General features: G+C 55.4%; 24 protein-coding genes. 17 read left to right on the forward strand and 7 right to left on the reverse strand.

What is annotated here, in order from left to right:
• Nucleotides 1-16: 16 nt before the first annotated feature.
• Nucleotides 17-469: a thiol-disulfide oxidoreductase DCC family protein gene (locus tag M495_RS04240; protein ID WP_020825409.1), complete on the forward strand. Its 453-nt coding sequence runs from the start codon at nucleotides 17-19 to the stop codon at nucleotides 467-469.
• Between the two features lie 86 nt (nucleotides 470-555).
• Nucleotides 556-819 (forward strand): hypothetical protein, encoded by a 264-nt coding sequence (locus M495_RS04245; protein ID WP_020825410.1) that lies wholly within the window; start codon nucleotides 556-558, stop codon nucleotides 817-819.
• Here the strand turns inward: M495_RS04245 and M495_RS04250 are convergent.
• From M495_RS04250 to M495_RS04260, 3 genes are all read right to left on the reverse strand, one after another.
• Nucleotides 807-1358: a GNAT family N-acetyltransferase gene (locus tag M495_RS04250; protein WP_020825411.1), complete on the reverse strand. Its 552-nt coding sequence runs from the start codon at nucleotides 1356-1358 to the stop codon at nucleotides 807-809. The genes M495_RS04245 and M495_RS04250 overlap by 13 nt on opposite strands.
• A 99-nt stretch (nucleotides 1359-1457) precedes the next feature.
• Nucleotides 1458-2210 (reverse strand): DUF2076 domain-containing protein, encoded by a 753-nt coding sequence (locus M495_RS04255; RefSeq protein WP_020825412.1) that lies wholly within the window; start codon nucleotides 2208-2210, stop codon nucleotides 1458-1460.
• Between the two features lie 126 nt (nucleotides 2211-2336).
• Nucleotides 2337-3122, reverse strand: coding sequence for a helix-turn-helix transcriptional regulator (locus M495_RS04260; protein WP_020825413.1), 786 nt, complete (start codon nucleotides 3120-3122; stop codon nucleotides 2337-2339).
• Nucleotides 3123-3240: 118 nt separating this feature from the next.
• Between M495_RS04260 and M495_RS04265 the strand changes: the two genes are divergently transcribed.
• On the forward strand, nucleotides 3241-4011 hold the full coding sequence (locus M495_RS04265) for a class I SAM-dependent methyltransferase (RefSeq protein ID WP_020825414.1): 771 nt from the start codon (nucleotides 3241-3243) through the stop codon (nucleotides 4009-4011).
• Nucleotides 4012-4125: 114 nt separating this feature from the next.
• Here M495_RS04265 and aqpZ read toward each other — a convergent pair whose 3' ends face one another.
• The gene (gene aqpZ / locus M495_RS04270) at nucleotides 4126-4821 is read right to left on the reverse strand and encodes an aquaporin Z (protein WP_041414261.1); all 696 of its coding nucleotides are present in this window, start codon (nucleotides 4819-4821) and stop codon (nucleotides 4126-4128) included.
• Between the two features lie 447 nt (nucleotides 4822-5268).
• On the opposite strand from aqpZ, the gene M495_RS04275 reads away from it, so the two are divergent.
• Complete coding sequence (locus M495_RS04275) at nucleotides 5269-6633, forward strand: esterase-like activity of phytase family protein (protein WP_020825416.1); 1365 nt, start codon at nucleotides 5269-5271, stop codon at nucleotides 6631-6633.
• A 56-nt stretch (nucleotides 6634-6689) separates the two neighbouring features.
• Here the strand turns inward: M495_RS04275 and M495_RS04280 are convergent, their stop codons facing one another.
• Nucleotides 6690-7865: a low temperature requirement protein A gene (locus M495_RS04280; RefSeq protein WP_020825417.1), complete on the reverse strand. Its 1176-nt coding sequence runs from the start codon at nucleotides 7863-7865 to the stop codon at nucleotides 6690-6692.
• A gap of 307 nt (nucleotides 7866-8172) precedes the next feature.
• Here M495_RS04280 and M495_RS04285 point away from each other — a divergent pair, with 307 nt between their 5' ends.
• Nucleotides 8173-8457: a YdgH/BhsA/McbA family protein gene (locus M495_RS04285; protein ID WP_020825418.1), complete on the forward strand. Its 285-nt coding sequence runs from the start codon at nucleotides 8173-8175 to the stop codon at nucleotides 8455-8457.
• Nucleotides 8458-8696: 239 nt separating this feature from the next.
• Nucleotides 8697-9254: a class I SAM-dependent methyltransferase gene (locus M495_RS04290; RefSeq protein ID WP_020825419.1), complete on the forward strand. Its 558-nt coding sequence runs from the start codon at nucleotides 8697-8699 to the stop codon at nucleotides 9252-9254.
• Here M495_RS04290 and M495_RS04295 read toward each other — a convergent pair.
• Entirely contained in the window at nucleotides 9251-9715 is a 465-nt protein-coding gene (locus tag M495_RS04295) for a GNAT family N-acetyltransferase (protein ID WP_020825420.1), read from the reverse strand. The genes M495_RS04290 and M495_RS04295 overlap by 4 nt on opposite strands.
• 216 nt (nucleotides 9716-9931) lie before the next feature.
• Here M495_RS04295 and M495_RS04300 point away from each other — a divergent pair, with 216 nt between their 5' ends.
• The 6 genes from M495_RS04300 (at nucleotide 9932) to M495_RS04325 (ending at nucleotide 16308) form a co-directional block, all read left to right on the forward strand.
• The gene (locus M495_RS04300; RefSeq protein ID WP_020825421.1) at nucleotides 9932-11047 is read left to right on the forward strand and encodes an ABC transporter substrate-binding protein; all 1116 of its coding nucleotides are present in this window, start codon (nucleotides 9932-9934) and stop codon (nucleotides 11045-11047) included.
• A complete protein-coding gene (locus M495_RS04305; protein WP_020825422.1) occupies nucleotides 11040-13169 on the forward strand; it encodes a TonB-dependent siderophore receptor in 2130 nt (709 codons plus the stop codon). Before M495_RS04300 ends, M495_RS04305 begins: the two co-directional genes overlap by 8 nt.
• A 90-nt stretch (nucleotides 13170-13259) precedes the next feature.
• Nucleotides 13260-13778: a GNAT family N-acetyltransferase gene (locus tag M495_RS04310; protein ID WP_020825423.1), complete on the forward strand. Its 519-nt coding sequence runs from the start codon at nucleotides 13260-13262 to the stop codon at nucleotides 13776-13778.
• Nucleotides 13779-13893: 115 nt separating this feature from the next.
• Nucleotides 13894-14418 carry a shikimate kinase AroL gene (gene aroL / locus M495_RS04315; RefSeq protein ID WP_020825424.1) on the forward strand — a complete coding sequence of 175 codons (525 nt, stop codon included), beginning with the start codon at nucleotides 13894-13896 and terminating at the stop codon, nucleotides 14416-14418.
• Between the two features lie 173 nt (nucleotides 14419-14591).
• Complete coding sequence (locus tag M495_RS04320; protein WP_020825425.1) at nucleotides 14592-15638, forward strand: aldo/keto reductase; 1047 nt, start codon at nucleotides 14592-14594, stop codon at nucleotides 15636-15638.
• Between the two features lie 82 nt (nucleotides 15639-15720).
• Entirely contained in the window at nucleotides 15721-16308 is a 588-nt protein-coding gene (locus M495_RS04325) for a TetR/AcrR family transcriptional regulator (protein ID WP_020825426.1), read from the forward strand.
• Here the strand turns inward: M495_RS04325 and M495_RS04330 are convergent.
• Nucleotides 16265-17023 (reverse strand): helix-turn-helix domain-containing protein, encoded by a 759-nt coding sequence (locus M495_RS04330; RefSeq protein ID WP_020825427.1) that lies wholly within the window; start codon nucleotides 17021-17023, stop codon nucleotides 16265-16267. The genes M495_RS04325 and M495_RS04330 overlap by 44 nt on opposite strands.
• A gap of 101 nt (nucleotides 17024-17124) precedes the next feature.
• Here M495_RS04330 and M495_RS04335 point away from each other — a divergent pair, with 101 nt between their 5' ends.
• The 5 genes from M495_RS04335 (at nucleotide 17125) to M495_RS04355 (ending at nucleotide 21875) form a co-directional block, all read left to right on the forward strand.
• Nucleotides 17125-17529 carry a nuclear transport factor 2 family protein gene (locus M495_RS04335; protein ID WP_020825428.1) on the forward strand — a complete coding sequence of 135 codons (405 nt, stop codon included), beginning with the start codon at nucleotides 17125-17127 and terminating at the stop codon, nucleotides 17527-17529.
• Nucleotides 17530-17575: 46 nt separating this feature from the next.
• Nucleotides 17576-17776, forward strand: coding sequence for a YaiA family protein (locus M495_RS04340; RefSeq protein WP_020825429.1), 201 nt, complete (start codon nucleotides 17576-17578; stop codon nucleotides 17774-17776).
• 599 nt (nucleotides 17777-18375) lie between these two features.
• Nucleotides 18376-19149, forward strand: coding sequence for an IclR family transcriptional regulator (locus tag M495_RS04345; protein ID WP_020825430.1), 774 nt, complete (start codon nucleotides 18376-18378; stop codon nucleotides 19147-19149).
• A gap of 199 nt (nucleotides 19150-19348) precedes the next feature.
• Nucleotides 19349-20914, forward strand: coding sequence for an OPT/YSL family transporter (locus M495_RS04350; RefSeq protein WP_020825431.1), 1566 nt, complete (start codon nucleotides 19349-19351; stop codon nucleotides 20912-20914).
• Between the two features lie 31 nt (nucleotides 20915-20945).
• Nucleotides 20946-21875, forward strand: a complete 930-nt coding sequence (locus tag M495_RS04355) for a DUF1177 domain-containing protein (RefSeq protein WP_020825432.1) — start codon at nucleotides 20946-20948, stop codon at nucleotides 21873-21875.

Consider the following 21875-nt stretch of genomic DNA (forward strand, 5'->3'; position numbering starts at 1 on the left):
AACCTCAGGAGGCAGGATGAATCCGTCAACGCTCCCCCCTTATCTCCAGCCCGGTGACCGGGTGCTGTTATTCGATGGCGAATGTAATTTGTGTCACGGGCTGGTGAGATTTTTGATTCGTGCCGATCGACAGGGCAAGATCCTGTTGGCCACGGTGCAATCCGAAGAAGGTCAGGCAATCCTGAATTGGCTGGCCTTGCCTACCGACCGTTTTGACTCCATCGTTTATCTTGAACCGGGCCGACATTGGTTGCGTTCGGCGGCGTTTTTTCAGGCGTTGCGTCAGCTTGGCTGGCCATTTCGCCTGTTGGCGCTGGCGCGCTTTTTGCCGCAGCGCCTGGCGGATAGGTTTTACAATGCAGTGGCGAGCAATCGCTATAGGTTATTTGGCCGCAATGCTGGCACGGCGTTGCCTGGAGAGGTTTTGCCGGGGCGTTATCTGCGCGATCGTCGTGAGCAATCTCGCTGAGCTTTACGCTTCTTTACCCTTTAATCGATTGAATTATCATCATTCCGCCCCAATATAGTGGAACGTTCAGCTAAAAAGGAGCGCGTATGGGGATCAGTGAAGAAGAGTACATCCGCCGTTTGAGTCAGGAGAAGAATGCGGTGGGAAATACGGCAAAATGGGTGGCGATTGTCTCCGCTATTTATTTCGCCCTTATGGTGTTTTACGGCCACCCGATCGGCGTGCTGACCATGTCCGGGCTAATTTTTATTGTCTCAACCACCACCTGGTTGAAGAAGCGCCAAAAGGTTAAGTCCTACCGTCGGGCGCTGGCGAAGATCAATGATGAACCGCCGGCTCAGCAGCCCTGATACTCACTGCGCGTAATGCTGTAAACCAGGCTTGGCGTATCGCCGGGCACGTCATCCAGAGTATCGACCACACGTAACCCCGCTTTTTCCAGCACGCGGCATGAGGCCAGATTTTTTTCGCGCACAATAGCCGAAATTTCTGTCAACTGCAGATGCTTGAAACCATACTCCAGCGAGGCCTGCGCCAACTCAGTGGCCAAGCCGCTGCCCCAAACCTGCGTATCAAAACGATAGCCCAAGTTCACCGTGCGCTGTGCCCCTAGCGGCCGCCAGGACAACCCGCCAAAGCCAATGACCCACTCCGGCTGCTCACGCAGTGCAATTGCCCAGGATCCATAGCCGTGTTGCGCCCAATTTTCGATCCGCCCCGTCAGCGCCAATCGTGCCTGTTCTTCGCTGGCGATGGGGCCTGCGGGATTAAATCGCTGGGTGTCGGGATCGCCAAAAATGGCGTAAAAACGCGGCAAATCGTCGGCCACCGGCGGACGCATCAACAGGCGAGTGCTTGCATAGGGGGCGATAGGGTTCATCTTCGGCATAGCTTGCGTAACCTGCTGTGATTGGACAGGTTTAACTGTAGACCAGCGGTGCGGAAGAAGAAACAGCCCCCCCCCTCCGGGTGGAAAGGGGGGGAAGGATCAGATAAACGAATCGTCGTCGCTGTAGTCGTCGTCGGCGAAATCGGTGTTATCGTCGTTTTGATAATCCGCGTTCTGGAAGCCGTTATCTTGGTTGAGGAAGCGGCTATCACCGCCGTTGTTAAAGGTATCGAGATTGTTGGACGCGTCGAAATTATTCATCGCGCTGTCATCCACCGGTGTTGCCGGCGTTTCATCGATAATATTAACAATTTCCTGTGGTTGTGAATGGCGGAACATACCGGTCAACATGTCGGCCAGCACCACACCGCCTGCCACGCCGGCGGCAGTCTGCAATGCCCCGCCGAGGAACCCGCCGGCACGTGAAGGTGCTGCCTGCTGCGGTTGGCTGTAGGCCGGTTGCTGCTGTTGAGCATAGCCTCCCTGCGGCTGGTTGTTCCATGCCGCGTTATTCTGCTGTTGCGCCTGATACTGCTCGCGCGGGCTTGGCGCGTTGCGATTACCGCCACCAAACAGCCCGGCCAGAAAGCCGCCGCTGCTTTGTTGGTTGGCGTTATTTTGCTGTTGCTGGGCAATCTGGCTCTCCAGATCCTTCACCCGCTGGTCGAGCTGCTTCAGCGCCGCTTCCTGAATGATCATCGCCTGAGCCATGTAATAAGGCGCGGAAGGCTGTTCACGGATGTGTTGGTTGATTTGCTGCTCTGCCTGGAGATCCCTCTGGCCCGTCTTGGTCTCGGCTTCTTTCAAACGGCCAAACAGACCATCGATAAGACGTTGTTCTTCGGATTGCATAGGATTACCTCTAGGAGATGAATAACGATACTGGATGATAGATATCATCGGTAACTGTCACCCTAGCGCGTTTAGATGAACCAATAAATAAATGGCAGGTAAACCTGTTTATGAATTTGTTACCCGTTACGTCAGAGGGATCAGCATCACCAGTTTCAGACCGCTATTTTCCGATGGATTAAACGTCAGTTGACGATAGCGCAGCTCCCCGTGTTGCACATGAGCGAAGGTACGCTCGCCCCCCTCGCGTGCCAGTACGTCATGCTGTTTCCACCAGTGATGGAAGGCTTCGCTGTTGTGCGTCATGTTGCGGACGAAAGCCCGCATCTCTTCGGTATTTTGATGGTGGCTGGTTTCGGCACGAAACTCGGCGACCACGCGGCGTGCCCGTTCCTCCCAGTCGCTGACCAGCGTTTTGGCTAACGGGTGGAAAAACATAAAGTGCAGCAGATTGGGCGTAGCGGCTTGGCCCAGCCAACCACAGAACAGGCTTTCCGCCGCCGGGTTCCAGGCGACGACATTCCAGGTGATATCCAGCAGGTAGCAAGGCACCGTTACCTGGTTAACGCTTTGCAGCACCGCGCTGTTGTCGGCTTCGTGAGGTTGCTCCTGTTCGGGGTCTGCGACTCGCGCCAGGGTAAACAGGTAGTGGCGCTCGGCATGCCCTAACCGCAGTGCTTTGGCGATACGCGCCAGCGTATGCGGCGAGATGGATACCTCGCGGCCTTGCTCGATCCAGGTATACCAGGTGGCGCTGATACCGCTGATTTGCGCCAGCTCTTCACGGCGCAGTCCACTGGTGCGGCGGCGTGGTGCGGTGGGTAAACCCAGCATTTCCGGCGTGATGCGTTCACGGTGCGCACGCAGGAAAGCGCCGAGGGCTTTGGGGCCGGATAAGGCTTCAGATTGCATAGGCTGGTACCTGTTCATACTAGGATAACTGCTCATATTGTACCCGTATATTAAGCTGATTATAGTAATAAAAAAGCCATCCGGCACCGGCGCAAGCCAGACAAAAAAGGAAGCACATATGAGCAACAGCAACAGCCATAAAAATGCGGTCGATCGTCAATTTGGTGAGCAGGCCAGCGCCTATCTGACCAGCGCAGTTCATGCACAGGGGAAGGATCTGCAGCGACTGTCTCAGTTGCTGGAGCCTTATCCCGATGCCAGGCTGCTGGATCTGGGGTGTGGGGCCGGGCATGCCAGCTTTATCGCCGCAGCGAAAGTGGCTCAGGTTGTGGCCTACGATTTGTCGGCGCAAATGCTGGCGGTAGTGAGCCAGGCCGCGGTAGAGAAAGGTTTCAATAATATTCAGGTGCAGCAGGGCGTCGCGGAATCACTGCCGTTTGAGGACGCCAGCTTCGATCTGGTGATTAGCCGCTATTCGGCCCACCATTGGCATGATGTCGGCCAGGCGCTGCGCGAAGTGCGCCGGGTGTTGAAACCGGGCGGCAGAGCGATCTTTATGGATGTGGTCTCACCGGGGCATCCGCTGCTGGATATCTATCTGCAAACCGTTGAGGTGCTGCGTGACACTTCGCATGTCCGCAATTATGCGCCGGGTGAATGGTTGGGGTTACTGACTGAATCAGGGCTGCTGGTACGGGAAGTGACGTCGGACAGGTTATATCTGGAATTCAGCAGTTGGGTCGCGCGTATGCGTACGCCGGAGCATTTCGTTACCGCGATCCGAGCGTTGCAACAGGGGGTTTCTGAAGAGGTGCTGCAGCATTTTGCCATTCAGCCGGACGGCTCATTCACCAGCGATATTATGATGTTTGAGGCGGTCAGAGGATAAATAATTTCAGGGCAGCCTATATACCCTCTATCTTTACGATTACCGCGTGATTAGCGATAACCGGAAGTCCATTGGATATAGCGGCTGCCCTGACAGAACATTACCGGGTATAAATTACTTCTTGTCTTCCAACAGGCAGCGATAAATCAGGCCGCCGATAGCACCACCGACTAATGGCACCAGCCAGAATACCCAAAGCTGTTGCAATGCCCAGGTTCCCTGGAATATTGCTACACCGGTACTGCGTGCCGGGTTAACAGAAGTATTGGTTACCGGAATACTGATCAGGTGGATCAGCGTTAATGTCAAACCGATGGCCAGCGGAGCAAATCCTGCCGGTGCACGTTTATCTGTCACGCCATGAATAACGATCAGGAAGAATGCGGTCAATACCAATTCAATAACAATCGCGGATTGCAGAGAATAACCGCCCGGTGAATGTTCACCGTAACCGTTGGAAGCAAAGCCGCCGCCGGTAGGATCAAAACCTGCTTTGCCGCTGGCGATCAAATACAACACCGCCGCTGCAGCAATCCCGCCAATCACTTGAGCAATCACGTAGGGAATAACGTCTTTCGCGGCGAAGCGACCGCCGGCAAATAAACCTACGGTAACGGCCGGGTTAAAGTGCCCGCCAGAAATATGGCCAACGGCATAAGCCATAGTGACTACAGTCAGACCAAAAGCGAGTGCGACACCAAGAAAACCAATACCCAGTTGTGGGAATGCAGCTGCTAATACTGCGCTACCACAACCACCGAACACCAACCAAAATGTGCCAAAAAATTCGGCAAAAAGTCGCTTTGACATAGATTCCATCCCACGGAAAATACTAACGGGCGTTAGCACTAAAAACTATAGAACACCTTTTTAAATTAATGCAGGTTTCTATAAGTAATTTCTTAATGCACCTTGAGTAACAGCGGGTATTAAATCCCCGGGAATTAATTTTGTCTATGCGACTTCATCCCTATTCTTAGGTTTTTCGTGCGTTTGCTGTTTTTTTTATCGCTGTTATAAGAATTTACCCTAAGCTTAGCTGGTATAGGTGTTTTTAGCGGAAAATAGCTATGGTTAAATTTGATTTTCTATCTGTTTTTTCCATTCGAATTGTCTGCGTTAATTGCTAATTCCTATTTGCCATATTTAATTGTTGCTGCAATTCATAGCATTAGGTCCGTTTGTCATCAGGCTGTCATGTAAGACTAATACCTTAGCAAGCTGCCAACTCTACCCCCATAACACTGAGCCAACATCATGAAAATAAAATCAGTTTCGCTGTTAATCAGCGCGTTGTTCCCCCTGTTTTCTTATGCTGCCACCGACGTTGAAGTGGCGCGTTATATTGTCAGTTTTCCGGGTGGCGAGCATGTGAGTTATCAGGGAGCATTCGCCAAGAATTTCCCGCAAGGATTACCGGTGGGTATCGGATCGGGCCTGGTATTCAATGGGCGTGAGGGTAAGGACTTGCTGTTAACGACGTTGACCGATCGCGGCCCGAATGCCGACGCGCCTGCGGTAGGCGATCAGGAAGCGAAAATCTTCGCTAATCCGCAGTTTGTGCCGTTGCTGATGGATATTCGTGTTGGCGACGGCAAGGCGGTCGCCAGCAACTTGCGTCCGCTGCATGACCAGCAAGGCCCTATCAGCGGATTACCGCTACCGGCGGGGTTGATTGGTTCAACCAATGAAGTAGCGCTGAGCGACACGCTGAAAACGTTGGAAAGCGATCGACGTGGGCTGGATACCGAAGGCATCACGCCGGACGGTAAAGGCGGCTATTGGCTGTGTGATGAATATGGCCCATTCCTGATCCATATCGACAATCAGGGCAAGATCCTCGCCAAATACGGCCCGACCCCGGAGCAGGGGGAGCAAGCGGTGGCCAGCGGGTTACCGAATATCATCAAGTGGCGCCAGCCGAACCGGGGCTTCGAAGGGATCACTCGTTTGCCGGACGGCCGCATTCTGGCTGCGGTGCAGAGTACGCTCGACGTCGACGGCAAGAGTAAAAACAAGGCGCAGTTTACGCGCTTGGTCAGTTTTGATCCGGCCAGCGGCAAAACGGCCATGTACGGCTATCCGATCGATATCGACAGCTATAAAAAAGCCAAAGACGCCAAGGTGGGTGACATCGTGGCGGTGGATAACCAACATATCCTGCTGGTTGAGCAGGGCAGCGATAAAGACAAGCAGATGATCAATAAGATCTATCTGGTCGATCTCAGCCAGGCGAGCGATCTGACGGCTTTCGAAGGTAAAGGAAAGGCGCTGGAGTTTGACGATGCCAAAGATCTCGCCAAGCGCGGCGTGAAGCTGGCGCAGAAACGTGAAGTGGTGGATCTGCGTAAATTGGGTTGGCAACAAGAGAAGGTAGAGGGCCTGTCGCTAATTGACGATCGCACCCTGGCGGTGATTAACGATAACGATTTTGGCCTGCAGGCCAAGCTGGTGGACGCACAACCCAAGGCCAAGAAAATCGGCGATTATCAGCTGGATAAACAGGGCAGCCTGAGCCTGGACGGCAAAGCGGTATCCACCCGTATCGAGCTGCAACCGCTGGAGAAACCGGAATCGCTTAGCGAGCTGTGGGTGCTGACGCTACCGCAACCGCTGAAGTAAATAAGGCAACAGGGGGCGACGTCTCAATAGCGCACCGCCCCCTGTTTTCTGGTTTATCAGTGAAAGCCGCCGGCCTGCGGCGTTCTGCCGCGTGAAATACTCTCCCACACCGCGACGGCCACCATAATCAACGTGGTCAGGCCATTCACCATCAGTAAATCGGTGAGGTAGGCTATCGGCGCCAATACCGCCAAAGCGATCAATCCCACCAGGTGCGAAAGCGGGAACCGACGATACACCAACCGCTTGTAAAGTGCGTTGGCGAGCAGGTAAATCGCCGGGCCCAGCAGCAGCACTGCTGCCGTCACATTGTCGATATGGCCGTCAGGGTGGGCGATCACCAGTTCATTGGCAACGGCGCAGACGATGATCGCGCCAACCAGCACCACGTGTACGTAATGGAAGTTAGCGCCCAGTTGGCCGGGGTTTTCCGCCTGGCTGATAGCATGGCTGCCGGCTTTGCTGCTGGTATCAAAATAGACCCACCACATCGCCAGGCTGCCGAGAAACGCCACCAGTGAGGCAATCAGCACCGGCGCGCTCCAGGACTCCATTTCGCTGAGGGTCGAACCGGTAATCAGAATGGTTTCCCCCAGCGCTACGATCACGAATAGTTGGCAGCGTTCCGCCAGATGATGGCCTTCGATAGTCCATTCGCTGCTGCTGTCGGAGCGACCCAGCACCGGTAAGCGGAAGCCGAACATCGGCGAAACGTATTCGCACAATACGGCCAGGGCCCACAGCACCAGTCGGTTATGACCTTCCGCCAGGCCGCCAAGGATCCAGAACACCGCTGAAATACACATCCAGCCAAAAATACGGCGGAAGTTTTGTTTCAGTGGATGGCCGGCGGGCAGCAGCTTCAGCACCACGCACGATCTGCCTACCTGGATCGCCACGTAAAACAGCGCAAAAGTCAGCCCGCGTTCGCCAAAGGCCTGTGGCAGAGCAGAAGAAGCGAACAGGCCCAACAACATGATGCCAAACAGCAGAATACGGATAGGACGGGTATCCGGGTTAAACCAGTTGGTGACCCAGGCGGTGTATTGCCAGGCCAGCCAAACGGCGAACCACAGCAGCAGCGTTTCCACCGCGCCGGTCAGCGTCAGATGGTGCAGCAGGTAGTGGGAAAGTTGGGTAACGGCAAAAACGTAAATCAGATCGAACAGCAGTTCCGAAAACGAAACCGAAGCGCCATGACCATCACGAACACGCAGTAAGGTTTGCGACATAGGGAGTCCTTCCATAATGATAACCTTCGGAAATAGCGTAGTTCAGTCGCGGTTGCGGGGAGAAGAATCTTAAAAGGGGCGGTTTTTATATTCCTTGGCCAAACGGACTTTAAATTGTCATCTGTCAGGGGTAGAGTGACGGTATAGACCCGCTTTGTCCTGCCAGAGACATACCTGCACGTACTTCCTCCTTATTTTCATCACAATGATTGATGTTCTTTACATTGGATTACGTCTGCTTTCATTGCCTGGTAGATAATTAACTCCACTGATACGAGAAAATAAACAAAAACATCTGGAGTTCATTATGAAACTATTACCTGGCATCGCAGCAGTTCTTTTGGCAGCCGCTTCATTCTCTTCCTTTGCAGCGCCGCTGTCATCGGTAAAACAGATCAATACAGAGCAGGCCAGCGGTATGCAAAGCCTTGGCGTAGTGTCGGTTTCCGGCGTTAGCGGTTCTCCGGGCGATGCGGTTCACGCACTGAAAGAAAAAGCTCAGGCGGACGGCGCCAGCAGCATTCGTATTATCGGGTTGGACACCCCGGGGGATTCCAGCAACTGGCGCGGTAATGCAGAAATATATCGTTAATCGTCTGCAGTAAATAAAATTCGGCCACTGTAACAGGTGGCCGATAAAATAAACGGGTGTGGATAATAATCTGACCGGTAATGCAATTGCTTGATTACCTGACGATGATTTCCACACCCTTTTTTATCTGCGCTCGGTTGCATTTTATTACAACTGTGTCGGCGGTTTTAGGAAACATGTTAATGAATACTTAAGGAATTGGGGTCAGATTGGTGACTACTCAACCTAAGGAGGCCCCAATGTTAAACGCGACACGGCTGCAACTGAAAAACCACTTTTCCTACCTCCAGCAGTTTATGGCTTCGCCGCGCACCATTGGTACGCTGGCACCTTCTTCCCCCTGGCTATGTCAGGCGATGTTGAATCAGGTTGAATGGACCGGGGCGCTGTCGATCGCCGAACTGGGCGCGGCGGACGGCGTGCTGACCAAACGGATATTAGGCCGGATGCGTGCAGATGCTTCGCTCGAGGCCTTTGAAATCCAATCTCATTTTGTTCATCAGCTGCGGAAAATTGACGATCGTCGCCTGCAAGTGATGGATCGCTCGGCTGAAGAGATGGCCGGCGATTATGACGTGGTGTTCTCTTGCCTGCCGTTGCTGTCGATCCCGCTAAAAATCAGCATGCGTATTTTGCAGCAGGCCCAGCAGCGTTTGCTCGCGCGCAACGGAACCTTGGTGCTGTTTCAGTACAGCCACCTGTCGGAAAAGCTGCTGTCCCGCTATTTTCACTGGAAGCGGCTGCGGGTGGTGCGCAACTTCCCGCCGGCGTTGGTTTACATTTGCACGCCGCGTTAGCCCAGCTTTTTTTCCATCACCACCACTTCGCCATCATATTGCCGTCGGCGTTCGATGGTCTGCCAGCCCCAACCCGCATACAGCGCCTCGGATTTATCGGTGATCAGGTGCAATACGGGGTGATTGCGTTGGCGTGCCAACAACACGATGGCCGCCTCCAGCCGTTGCGCAATGCCCTGGCGACGGTGATCCGGGTGGACGAATACGCCGGCCAGCCAGGGAGAAAGGTCCATCCGATGATGATCGTCGCTCGGCCACAGGCTGGCCATGCCCAGCGGGCGTTCGTCCTCGATCGCCAGCAGGGTGGTGTAATCTTCGCTCGGCTGCGCGCACTGGGCAAAGCGTTGGCGCGTGCGTTCCAGTGAACCGCCGCGTTGCGAACCCCATTGACCAAACGCCCATGCGGCGCAAACGTCGCTGAACTGTGGGCACTCCGCCAATGGAATAATACGTTGGGTCATCTCGGTACCTCCTGAATTATCTGCAATCTGGCTTGCCACAGATCGCATTATCGACCGATTTTTTAACTTTATAAAACGGCATTTACAGCGATTTTTCACGTATCAGCGCCGAAATAGCGTGATTCAGCGGATTTAACCGATCCGCCAAGCGTTGTGATTGAAAGTGTTAATGAGAGTGATTATCATGCGCGCATATTTTACCGATCCGGCTTACCCATGCGCAATTCCCTCATGTTACTGCTGTTTTCCTTGCTGCTTGGCGTTTTTAACGTTCAGGCGAAAATGGTCACCGACATCACTGGTCGCCAGGTTGAGGTGCCGGATAATCCGCAGCGCATCGTGGTTGGCGAAAGCCGCATGCTGTATACCCTGGCGTTGCTGGAGCCGGGTAATCCTGCACAACGAATTGTCGGCTGGCCGGAAGACATGGCGCGTTTCGATGCGCAAAGCTGGCAGCTGTATACGCAGAAATTTCCTCAGATCAAAGCCATACCCTCTATCAGCAAGGGCAACTTCCGCCAGGTTAACATTGAAAATCTGATCCAGTTGAAACCGGATCTGGTGATCCTTGCCCGCTATGCGAAGGAGGAGGGCGACAGCGATTTGCTGCTAACGGCGCTGAGTAAGGCGGGTATTGCCGTTATCTACGTCGATTTACGGGTCGACCTGCTGCATAACACCGTACCCAGCGTTCGACTGCTGGGTGAGGTGCTCAACCGTCAGCAGCGTGCGGAGCAGTTTATCGACTTCTACCAGCAGCATATGGCGGTGATCCAGCAGCGTCTGGCCAGCTATCGGGGGCCAAAGCCCAAGGTCATGCTGCATTTGCACCTCGGGCGGCGTGAAACCTGCTGCACCACCGCGGCTCATGGCAATCTCGGCGATCTGCTGGCCTTTGCCGGCGGCGACAATATCGCCAGCGCCAGTATCAAAGGGGTTTATGGGGAACTGAACCCGGAAACCATTCTGACCGCCAATCCTGATATTTACATTGCCACCGGCATGGCCGGTCCACAGGGTAAGCGCTTTTCCGATTTGCGTCTGGGGCCGCTGGTTACCCAGCAGGAAGCGGATGAAAGCTTCCGTCAGATCATGCAAAAACAGCCGATGCTCGCCAACCTGAAAGCGATAAAAAATCATCAGGCCTGGAGTATCTGGCACAACTTCTATCTCAGCCCGTACCACGTCGTGGCGGTCGAAATGTTCGCCAAAGCGTTTTACCCGGATCTGTTTGCTGACATCAACCCGCAACAGACCTTTAAGCAACTCTATCAACAATTTTTGCCGTTACCTTTTTCAGGGACCTATTGGAGTCAGTTACAAAATGAATAATACCCAGCGCGGCTGGTGGTGCGCACTGCCTCTGGCGGCCTGTGCTTCTGCTCCGGCGATCGGCGCCGACAAAACCGCCGAAAAAGAACCAGGGGAAACCCTGGTGGTGGTCGGCCAGGCCTCTGCGAAGGGCGTGCAAAGTTATCAGCCGCTGACCAGCGTGACCGCCACCCGAACTGAGACCAGCCTGCTGAACGTGCCGCAGGCAATCGACGTGGTGCCGCAGCAGGTGCTTACCGATCAGGCGGTCAGCAGCCTGGATGAAGCGCTGTATAACGTCAGTGGCATTACCCAGGCGAACACCTTGGGCGGTACCCAGGACGCGGTGATGAAGCGCGGTTTTGGTGATAACCGCGACGGCTCCATTTTGCGTGACGGCGTGCGTTCGGTGCAGGCGCGTAATTTTACCCCGACCACTGAGCGGGTTGAGGTGCTGAAAGGCCCGGCTTCGATGCTTTACGGCATGGGGGAACCGGGCGGGATGATCAACATGATCACCAAAAAGCCGCAGCTGCAGCAGCGCACCCATGTGGAAGGCTGGGGCAGCAGCTTCAAGGGCGGCGGTGGTCAGTTGGACGTCACCGGTCCGCTTGGTACCTCCGGGTTCGCCTACCGGATGATTGTCGATCACGATGAAACCGATTACTGGCGTAACTTTGGCCGTAACCGCCAAACGGTGATTGCGCCGTCGCTGATGTGGTACGGCGAGAGCACCACGGTACGCGTTGCCTACGAACATATGGAATATCTGGTGCCGTTTGACCGCGGCACCATCATTGATTCACGCACCGGCAAGCCGGTAAATACGCCGCGCGACCGCCGTTTCGACGAAAGTTATAACGCCACGCGGGGCGATCAGGACAGCGTCACCCTGCAGGTTGATCAGGTGCTGAATGAAAGCTGGAAAAGCTCTCTGACCTACGCCTATAGCCGTAACAGTTACAGTGACAATCAGGCGCGCGCGCTGGCTTTGGATCCTGAAACTGGCGTGCTGTCGCGCCAGGCCGACTCCACCGCCCATGCTGTCAGCCATGCCAACGCGGTACAGCTGACGCTCAACGGTGACGTTGACTGGGGCAGCATCAACCACCAGATGCTGTTTGGCTTTGATTTTGAAGATAACCGTACCTACCGCGGCGATATGATCCGTGGCAAGAAGAACAGCGATTTCAATATCTATGATCCGGTGTATGGCCTGATGCCAACCTCGAACGCCGTCAGTGCCAAAGACAGCGATCAGCGTGAAAACCTCACCAGCTACGGCTGGTTTATGCAGGATTCCGTTCAATTGACCGATAAATGGTTGGTGATGGGCGGGCTGCGTTATGACGCTTTTGACGTTTTTGCCGGTAAAGGGCGGCCGTTTGTCACCAACACCGACAGCTCCGACGGCAAATTGGTGCCGCGCGCCGGGGTGGTCTACAAACTGACGCCCTATGTGTCGCTGTACAGCAGTTACACCGAGTCTTTCAAGCCAAACTCGTCCATTGCCAGCCAGATTGGCTCATTGCCGCCGGAACAGGGTAAGGCCTGGGAAGTCGGCAGCAAGGTCGAATTGCCCAACGGCGTTACCGGGACCCTGGCGTTGTTCGACATCACCAAACGTAACGTGATGGTCAGCGAACTGGTGGGTGGTGAAACCGTCACCCGAACCGCCGGACGCGTACGCTCGCAGGGCGTGGAATTGGATGTTGCCGGCAACATCACTGATTCGTTAAGCATGATCGGATCTTACGCATACACCGATGCGCGGGTGGTAGATGACCCGGACAACAAGGGTAAGGAGATGACCAACGTGGCGCGCCATACCGCCTCGCTGTTCCTGACGCAGGATCTGGGTTCCCCAGGGCTGTATAGCGGCGACAACGTACGCATTGGCGCAGGGGCGCGTTATGTTGGCCGTCGTCCAGGCGACGCTGCCAACAGTTTCAGTCTTGATAATTACACCGTTGCCGATGCCTTCGCCGCTTACACCATGCCGGTGCAGGGTTATCGGGTGAAGTGGCAATTGAACGTGAAGAATCTGTTCGACAAAACCTATTACCCTTCCAGCGGCGGCAATTTGCGCGTGGCTGTAGGGGAACCGCGAGAAGTGGTGCTGCGCGCCAGTGTCGACTTCTGATTTTTCGTACAGGAATACGTCCCGGCGAGCAGGTATCTGCCGTCGGGGAAATCTGGTTAAATAGCCGGCCCCGTTGTTAAGGAGAACCCGATGAGCCTGCAAATCCGTTTGGCGCAGCCACAGGATATCGCTCAACTGATAGCCGTTGAGCGCTCGGCGGCGCAGCTGTTTCATCAACAACCGGCCTGGCGTTTTATCGCTGAAGGTCCGGTGATGAGCGCAGAGCAGCATGCTGATTTTATTCAGCGACAGAATGAATGGCTGGCGGAAGGTGCGGCGGGGGAGGTTGCCGGCTTTATCGCCGTCGTGCCACAACAGCAGGATTGGCATATCGCCGAACTGTCTGTGGCTGCCAACTGGCAACGTCAGGGCATCGGGCGCCACCTGCTCGTTGAGGTTGCGGCACTGGCCGCGTTATCGGGCGCGCAGCGCCTGACGCTAACCACTTTTATTGACGTGCCCTGGAATGCGCCTTATTACCGGCGTCTGGGGTTCAGTCCGATAGCCGCCGAACGGCTCAGCCTGTCGTTGAGGGCAAGGTTGGCGGAAGAGGTGGCGCAGGGTTTTGCTGCAGGCAGCCGCTGTGCCATGGAATTTACACTATCGTAAATATTGAAATACAGGCTGATGGCGGTATGATGCAGCAACTACGCCATCGCACGATCTGCACGCTGGATTTTGGCGTGCTAACGCATTCAAGTCACCGTATAAGGGACAACCCGTAATGACACAAACCATTTTCATGGTGGGCGCGCGCGGCGCCGGTAAAACCACGGTGGGCAGTGCACTGGCGTTGGCGCTGGGCTATCAATTCACCGATACCGATCTGTTTATGCAACAGACCACGCAAATGAGCGTGGCGGAAATGGTCGCAAATGAAGGCTGGCTGGGATTTCGCCGCCGTGAAAGCATTGCTCTGCAAACCGTCACCCAACCGTCAACTGTAGTTGCCACAGGTGGCGGTGCGATCCTGGCGGAAGAGAACCGTCAATTTATGCGTCAGCACGGCACCGTCATTTATCTGCGCTCACCGGCCGAGGTGTTGGCGCAGCGGCTGGAAGAGTACCCGCAAGACGCGCAACGCCCCACGCTGACCGGTCGTCCGATCGCTGAGGAGATGCTGGAAGTGCTGGCCGCCCGCGAGGCCTTGTATCAGGAGACCGCGCACTACGTGATGGACGGTACCGGTAACCCACAGCAGGTGGTTGAAAAGATCCTCGCCGTACTGCAATTGGAAACGGTAAAGTAATCCCCTCTGACATTTTCGGGCACCGTGCCGCGTGCCCGAGCGCTTCGTATCTTCCCTTGGTTTTTGCCTTCGCCGCAGATTGCGCTTGCTTTTATAAATGATGAATGACATATATAAAATAATGATGACCATCATCTATTTTGATAAATGCAACGTAATCGTGAGGTTTTACCATGAAATACACCACCTTTGGCCGCAATACCGGCCTGCGCGTTTCTGAACTGGCATTAGGAACCGGCAACTTTGGCACCGGCTGGGGCTACGGTTCGGAAAAAGAACAGGCCAAACAGGTTTTCGATCGTTATGTCGACGCCGGCGGCAACTTTATCGACACGGCTGATACTTACCAATTCGGCCAGTCAGAACAGATGGTAGGGGATTTCATCGCCGCCGAACGCGACCGTTTCGTGGTCGCCACTAAATACACCTTGGGTGCTGCGCCGGACGCGGGTATTGCCTCTACCGGCAACAGCCGCAAAAACATGATTGCCTCGGTAGAGAGCAGCCTGAAGCGGCTGAAAACCGATCGTATCGATCTGCTGTGGGCGCATTTTTCCGACAACCTGACGCCGCTTGAAGAGATCGTTCGCAGCTTTGACGATCTTATCCGCGCCGGCAAGATCCAATATGCCGGGTTGTCCAACTTCCCAGCCTGGCGCATTGCCCGCGCAGATACGCTGGCAGAACTGCGTGGCTGGGCGCGCATTGCAGGTATACAGGTGGAATACAGCCTGGTAGAGCGGACCGCAGAACGTGAATTGCTGCCGATGGCCGAAGCGCTGGGGATGGCCGCCACCCTGTGGTCGCCGCTGGGCGGTGGTTTGTTGACCGGGAAGTATCGCCATAGCGATGCTGGTCGATTGAGTGAGTTGGGGCGCCTGGTGCATCGCGAAAAAGACACCGCGTTGCTGGATGAAGTGCTGGCGATTGCGCAAGAACACCAGGCCCTGCCGACCCACGTTGCTATCGCCTGGCTGCGCAACAGGGCCGCGCATTCCAGCACCAGTCTGATCCCTATTCTGGGTTCGCGCACGCTGGACCAGTTAGAGGATACGCTGGCGGCGCTTGATTTGACGTTGGACGAGCAGCAGATGGCGCGTCTGGATCGGGTCAGCGCGATTGAACCGGGCACGCCTCACCGGCAGATTGCCCACACGCTGGCGCGTGCGCAGGGCGGTGACAGTTCCCGCTTTGCCGCGCCGCGTACCCCGCGCGCCTGACTCTTTGGATGAAAGGCATCATCTATTGAGCGCTGTCGGTGGATAGCCTAAGATGATGCCTGATTGATAAGGAGAAAATGCCATGGCACGGGTTTCAAAGCAGCAGATGGAGCGCAATCGCGAGGCGATTGAGCAGGTGTCTTCACAGCTTTTCCGCGAACGCGGCCTGAATGGCGTCAGCGTTAACGATCTGATGGCGGCCGTGGGGCTGACGCACGGTGGTTTCTATGGCCATTTTGCTTCCAAGGACGAACTGGCGGCGGTGGCCAGCCGCAGGGCGGCAGAGGAATCTGCTCAGCGCTGGGAAGCAGCCAGCCGTCAGCCCGACCAGCACAATTTACAGACTCTGGTTGACGCCTATCTGAACGTCAGGCACCGCGACTGCCCGGGCGAAGGCTGCATGGTTGCCGCTCTGGCCGGTGACGTGGCGCGCGAAGAGGCGGATAAACCCGTGCATCAGGCTTACCTGAGCGGTGTGAAAGCCATGTTGGCGCGGCTGGAGTCGCTTTCGCCAGATGAACAACAACCCCAACGACAACAGCAGGCGCTGGTGCAGATGGCGATGCTGGTGGGGGCACTGACGTTGGCAAGGGCAACGCAGGGCGATGCGCTGTCAGAACAGTTTCTTAACGCGACGCGTCAGGCGCTGTTACCGACTGAGGCTGACTAAAATACAGCCCCGGCGTGGTGCCAAAACGCTGACGGAAGGCGGCAATATAGGCGCTGACATTGTCATAACCGTATTCGCCGGCGATTCGACCGACCGATTCACCACGCGACAGCGGCTCCAGCGAGCGAATCACCCGTGCTTGCTGGCGCCAACGGGCGAAGGTCACACCGGTTTCGCTGATAAAACGGCGGCTGAGGGTGCGTACGCTCACCCCGGCCCAGGCGGCCCAGTCACTCTGGGTACGCGCGCTGGCGGGTTCATTCAGCAGGGCGCGGGCGATTTTCAACAACCTGGCGTCCTGCGGTAGCGGTAACTGCAGCGGTACGCTCTCTTCCACAGAAATCTCATCCAACAAGACCCGCAATAGGCGTTGTTGCGCCGGATCCAGCTCTTGTCCGGCAAAAGGAGCAATACGTTCCATTAACGCCTGAATCAACGCGGAGGCAGGGCTCAGATGCGGCTGCGCCGGCAGCGTCGCACAGTAGGACTCCGGCAGATACAGACTCCAGCCGACGACGTTGCCGCATGCCAGTGCCTGGTGCGCACAGTTGGGTGGCAGCCAGCCGATACTGCCGGCGGTCATTGCCCATTGGCGCTCCCGGGTTTCCAACGCCATCATGCCATGGGTCAACAGGTAGATCTGTCCGCTGGCATGCTGGTGCCAGGGCGTCAGGTGTTTTTTCTCATGCCAAAGTCGCTGGCTCTGCAGGATCATAATGATTGGCCGATTTGCAGTATTAAAAGTCCGAGTGTGGTTATTATGCCATGCCTTGTTCGTTTTATGATCTCCGCGTCATTCACTTCTGGAGATCAACCATGACCCCGAAAACCCCCACAGCCCTGGTGCTCGATGCCTTGCAAAAGGTTGTCGCCGCCCCGCAACATCAGCCGACGCTGATCGCTGAGCTTTTCAGTGCGGATTACCGTCAACAGGTGGACGGCAAGACGCTGGACTACATGCAGTTTGTGCAACACATGGCGTTGCTCAAGCAGTTGACTCGCAGCATGACGCTGGAGATGGTCGCCATTGCCGGACAGGACGATTCGGTGTTGACGCATCATAGGGTGCGGGTGGAAAAGCGCGATGGCAGCCTTAGTCTGGTTAAGGTGCTGGCGCATTTCACCGTACGTGACGGCAAAATCTGCGCCTGCGATGAACTGACGCAACTGCTGGAAGGCGATCACGCCGATCGCGATCTGGGGTCACGCATGTCGGTATAAATCGCGCTGCTATACTTAATCCTGTGGAATCACACGGGAGATCAACATGCGCGAAAATAACCGACCAGGCTATCCGAGAACCGCCCGAGTGGTCGCCGTTGACCGGGGCGATCCCAGCTTGCATATGCACCGTTTCGAGGTGCGCACCGACGATATAGAACCCAATACGCTGCTCAGCGAGCACGCAACCGAGCAGGAAGCGTTGGATGCCAAGCACCGCTATGAGGACCCTGCGTTGGAAGACTAACCGTTATCCCTCAGAAACCGGCGTAAAGCCGGTTTCTTGTTTTTACCGCTATAGTCTCTGTTTTCCAGTCTTTTATTGATCATCATTTTGTGATTTTTATCGCCCCTATGGGTGTTTCACTTCTGGGAAAAGAGATGTCCAATTCCGAGTTACAGGCGTTGTTTCAACGCCATATGCTGATGTTGTTGCAGCAGGCGTAGTCGTCTCAACCGCCTTAAACGTTACCCCAAAGACGCGTTTCGTTTTGCCTACGCTGCCGGGCGACACTTTCTATAACGGTGTGGTGGAGTTAATTGTGCCGATCGATTTCAGTCTGCATAACGCTCGCTTCTGATTCTGGGGCGGCAAAGCGTATTTTGTTTGCTCAGGTGAATGGCGTTTTCAGCAGCTTGTGCTGATATTTCCCCCAGCTTAAGTAGATGTGCAAATTAATTTCCCTCATGACTTTGGCGATCTTTCCGCTATTTTATTTTCAAAAGCATCATTATCTTTAATTTTCCACAGCGTAAAAAATAAACTGCTTGACGATAAGTTGTGCGAGTTTTAGTTTCTAATTATCGAACAGGAACTAAGTTCCATATAGTGGAACAAGGCGTGCCATGACAACCCTGGAAAATGCCGCAGCGGTATTAAAGTTATTTTCACAACAACGAATGATGCACGGGCAACCCGGTATTTCATTCAGCGATGTGGTGAACCAACTGGCGCTGCCGAAAAGTACCGTATCGCGCCTGCTGCAGACCATGGAAACACAGGGCATGCTGGAGCGCGATCCCGACAGCAAGCTGTATAAAATCGGTCGCTTGCTTTTATCGGTTTCCAGCCATTATTTGTCGACGCCGCTGGTGGACAGCGTGGCGGCCAGCATGGTGCAGCTCAGTCAACTGACTTGCTGCACGGGTTATGTTTCGGTGCTCGAGGGGCAGGAGATCATGGTGATGCGCATGTTCCCGGGCCGTCACTTCCTCCAGGTAGTGACGCCGGCGGGCAGCCGTTCACCGGCGGCGGAAACGTCGGTGGGCAGGGCAATTTTGGCGCGTGACAGCGATGAACAGGCTATTGCGCGCTATGCCACCGGTTACCACGTGGCTTCGCCCAATGCCCCGCAATCGCCGGATGCGTTGTTGAGCAAGCTGGCGCAGATTCGGCGGCAGGGCTGGTCCCTGGCGCGTAACGAAACCTTGCAGGGTATCAGTTCGTTGGCGACAGCGGTGACCAACAAACACCGCAATGAGACGGTGGGGCTCTGTTTATCCTTTGCCACCCAAGCGGACGAACAACCGTTTTCTCCTGCCGTATTAGAAGCGTTGATGACGGTATCTCGGCAATTAGCGGAAAAGTTCGGTGATGATTATTGGCAACAGATCAAATAACGCATCGAAATAGTTCTGCTAGCACGGAGTAATTAATGAAAGCCAACACCAGGGAATTCGTTAGTTATTTCACTTTAGGTTACGGGTCAAAAAATTATTAATTCAAATCGTAGTTCCAAATACCGGAACTACGACGGCAGCCTGACGCCGAAAAATGACCTTTGCCATGCGCCAGCGAATATTCAGGGAAATTGACTCTATGAAATCCAATACCACCATAAATCCGTTGAAAGATATCGGTACGCTGCTGGTGATGGTGATTCTGTCCATCGTTGGGGCGATCATCGGTGTGCAGCTAATCACTACGTTGGGCGTGACCCCCAATACGTCGATCATCGGGGCGCTGTTCGCGATGCTATTGGCGCGCATTCCGCTGCAAATGTTCCAGCGTTATCGATCGGTACATACGCAAAACCTGGCGCAAACGGTGATTTCCTCCGCCACCTTTGGCGCTGCCAATTCATTGCTGATGCCAATTGCCGTGCCTTATGTGATGGGGCAGCCGCAGCTGATCCTGCCGATGTTTTGCGGTGTGGCCGTGGCAATGTTGCTTGACGCCTATCTGCTGTATCGCATGTTTGACACCAAAATCTTTCCTGCCGCCAACGCCTGGCCGCCAGGCGTTGCGGCGGCGGAAGCCATCAAGGCCGGCGATCGGGGGGGCAAACAGGCCTGGTTGCTGGTGGTGGGCGTGGCGGTGGGGATCGCCGGGTCGATGCTTAAAATCCCGATGGCGGCCTTCGGCACCGCATTTATCGGCAATATTTGGGCTTTGGGGATGTTTGGCGTCGGCCTGCTGCTGCGCGCCTACGCAGAACCTATGGCGGGTTTCGACATCAATGCGCATTTTATTCCTCATGGGGTGATGGTTGGCGCCGGATTGGTGGCGTTGATCCAGGTGGTGCAGGTGATCCGTAGCAAAAACGTCGACGCCGCCGGTTACAGCCAGGCAGATAGCGAAGTCAGCAAGGCGCTGGGGCTGGGAGCCGTTGGCTATATCGTTATCGCTGCGTTGCTGGCGTTGGCCGGCGGGCTGTATAGCGAGATGTCGCTGACCATGCTGGTGTTGTTTGTTATTTATGCCGCGTTCGCCGCCTTTGTGCATGAGTTGATCGTCGGTATCGCCGCCATGCACTCTGGCTGGTTCCCGGCCTTTGCGGTGGCGCTGATCACCCTGATTATCGGTATTTTGATTGGTTTTCCGCCGGTGGCATTGTGCGTGCTGACCGGGTTTACTGCCGCCACTGGCCCGGCGTTTGCCGACATGGGGTTTGATCTGAAAGCTGGCTTTATTCTGCGCGGCTACGGCAAAGATTTGCAGCAGGAGCTGTTGGGGCGTCGCATTCAACTGTTTGCCGCCTTGATCGCCTTTGTTATTGCCATCCCGGTGGTGTACTTCGCTTACAGCAGCTACTTCCTGCAGGACCTGATCCCACCGGTAGCGCGGGTGTACGCCAAAACCATCGAGGCGGGCGCTCAGCCGGGCATTGCCTTCAGCTTGCTGATCTGGGCCATTCCCGGGGCCATCGTGCAGCTGATTGGCGGGCCCAAACGCCAGCTCGGCGTGCTGTTAGCTACGGGCCTGCTGATCAACAACGCGTTGGCGGGGTGGGCGGTGCTCCTTGGCATTGCGCTGCGCATCCTGATTATCCGTCGCTGGGGCGACAAGGGCCGCACGCCGATGGAGATCATGGCGGCCGGTTTTATTGCCGGTGACGCGTTGTACAACTTTTTCAATTCGATTTTTTCCAGCAAAGGGAAATAACCCCCCGGTTAAATTGTGAGGTCAGCCGATTATGAGTTTGCAACAAACGCTGCAGGTTTTTGAATTAATAGATAATGCCTACGTGAGCGGTCAGGACGTCGTCGATCTGTTTGCGTCTTATCCCGGCATCCGGGCCAGTACGTTGCGTGCCAGCGGACCGAAAGGCGCCACCGATTTCGTGCGCATCGATATCCCCGGCAGCGCCGGTAAAAACCGGGGTGGGGATGCGCCAACTCTGGGCATTGTCGGCCGGTTGGGCGGCATCGGTGCGCGGCCTACGCGCATCGGCTTGGTGTCCGACGGCGACGGGGCAATTGCCGCGATTGCCAGCGCGTTGAAGCTGGCAGAAATGCAGCGTAAAGGGGACGTGTTGCCGGGGGATGTCATTATCACTACCCATATTTGCCCTGACGCGCCAACCCGCCCGCACGATCCGGTCGATTTTATGGATTCGCCAATCGACGACGTGACGATGAACGACAATGAAGTGGTGGCGGAAGCCGATGCAATCTTGTCTATCGACACTACCAAAGGCAACCGCATCATCAATCACAAAGGTTACGCGCTGTCGCCGACGGTGAAAGAAGGCTACATCCTGCGGGTGGCGGAAGACTTGCTGCGGATTATGGAGATGACCAGCGGTCGTCCGGCGGTGACGTTCCCGATCACCACGCAGGACATTACGCCGTACGGCAATGGGGTGCATCACCTGAACAGCATCCTGCAACCTTCCACCGCGACTTCTGCGCCGGTGGTTGGCGTAGCGATCTGTACCGAGTCGGTGGTGCCGGGCTGCGGTACCGGTGCCAGCCATGAAGTGGATATTGCGCTGACCGTGAAGTTTGCGGTGGAAGTGGCGAAAGAGTTCGGGCGCGGTACCTGCCAGTTTTACCAGGCCGATGAATACGCGCAGCTTCTGGCGTTGTACGGCAGCCTCAGCCACCTGCAAAAAAGGAAATAA

The organism is Serratia liquefaciens ATCC 27592, from assembly GCF_000422085.1.
Lineage (GTDB): Bacteria > Pseudomonadota > Gammaproteobacteria > Enterobacterales > Enterobacteriaceae > Serratia > Serratia liquefaciens.